At 62.7% G+C, this 1,597-nt stretch carries 1 protein-coding gene; it reads right to left on the reverse strand.

Annotated features, from left to right (window positions below; translation table 11 throughout):
* Window positions 1-18: 18 nt before the first annotated feature.
* Window positions 19-885 (reverse strand): group II intron reverse transcriptase/maturase, encoded by an 867-nt coding sequence (ltrA, locus tag AC07CM_RS50875; RefSeq protein WP_478883354.1) that lies wholly within the window; start codon window positions 883-885, stop codon window positions 19-21.
* Window positions 886-1,597 lie beyond the last annotated feature (712 nt).

Genomic DNA, 1,597 nt, shown 5'->3' on the forward strand with positions numbered 1-1,597 from the left:
TTGAGCACTGGCCTGGGACTACGTCACCGACATCAGCCGGCCCTCCCATCTACGTATCCACTCACTCCGAGCGGCCTCGTGCCGCACGACGATGCGCGTCTTGTCCGGATGCAACTCCAGACCGACCTGCGCCAATCGCTGCGCGAGAGCATCCCGCACGCGACGGGCCTGGCTCTCGCTCTTGCAGTGGATTACCGCATCGTCGCAGTACCGCTCGAAGGTCACTTGCGGGAACTCCCGCACGAGCCACGCATCGAACGCATAGTGCAGATACAGATTCGCCAATACAGGAGAAATAGCCGACCCCTGAGGAGTCCCCATTTCCCGTTGCTGCACCGAGCCGTCCGGCTTCGCCAGCGGAGCCACAAGCCACCGCTTGACGTAGAGCAGGACCCACTTCCCGTCCTCATCGACATGCCGCTCAACAGCCCTGAGCATCAGCTCATGGCCCACGCTGTCGAAGAACGCCCGGATGTCGAGATCGACCACCCAGTCGCTGCGCCAGCAACGCCGCCGGCACTGCTCCACCGCGTCCAACGCCGACCGCCTGGGCCGGTAGCCGTAGGAGTCCGGATGGAACACAGGCTCCACCCGTCTCTCCAGATACATAGCGGCCACCGTCTGAGCGATCCGGTCAGACACAGAAGGCACCCCAAGGACACGGACACCTTTTCCGCCCGCCTTGGGGATCTCGACGGCTTTCACCGCCGGAGGGAAGTACGAGCCGGACGACATCCGATTCCACAGCTTGAACAGGTTCCTCGAAAGGTTCTGCTCGAACTGCTCGATCGTGACGCCGTCCACTCCGGGTGCACCCCGATTGGCTTTGACCCTCTGATACGCCTCCCACACCATCGACTTGGGAATGTAAAACGACTTGGCCATGGCCTGCGGCCTTGATCCGTTCACCTGGCTCCTCCCGGGAACTCCGGTTGACCACCAAACAAGATCCGAGCAACCCGCCCCCTTCGCTCCACCCCCATTACAGGAGCTTCATCACTACTGCGAGGCGGTCCGTCCCCCTGCCACGCATCGGTACTCTGCCCCTCACAGTTTCAGCTGTTTGGGGTTCTCCCTTATCGCCAACCGGCCTTCAACCCGACCGGCGGCAGCATCATGGCGAGGGGTTCCCACGTTCCGCACTGGCGCCTGTCGCCGAGCTCGCGCCACCTTCATGCCGGGCCGCCACCTGGCCAGGAAAACAGGAACCTGCCAGACTCGTCCCGGGGCAACAACTGGACCCCGGTTTCGGCAACCATCCATACGCTTACGACACTTCAGCAGTGGTTCACTCGCGTTCGCCTTCTCGGCACCCACCTGACGCATCTCGTGCGCCTTTTCCGCAGTGCTCATCACCCCGGCTCATTCACCAGAGCAACCTGCGGCGGTTTGAGACCTCCCCCTGCATGGGCGGTCCCGGAGGGCCTACCTCCATCACCAGTGCAGCACCACGTCAGAAGCTTCCGTCTACATCAGAACCTCCTGTTGTGTTCGTGGCGCACGGTCGTCGGCGTACCTGACCAGGACCGGGGAATTCGGCATCGTTTCCCCGACGTATTTTCCAGAGGTGCGATAGCGAACTCCAGCGGCCTGTTCC

The sequence above is a fragment of the Streptomyces sp. NPDC044061 genome (assembly GCF_056434305.1).

Bases quoted from the DNA above. Each gene is read 5' to 3' on its own strand.
- ltrA (WP_478883354.1), bottom strand. From the start codon at position 885: ATGGCCAAGTCGTTTTACATTCCCAAGTCGATGGTGTGGGAGGCGTAT.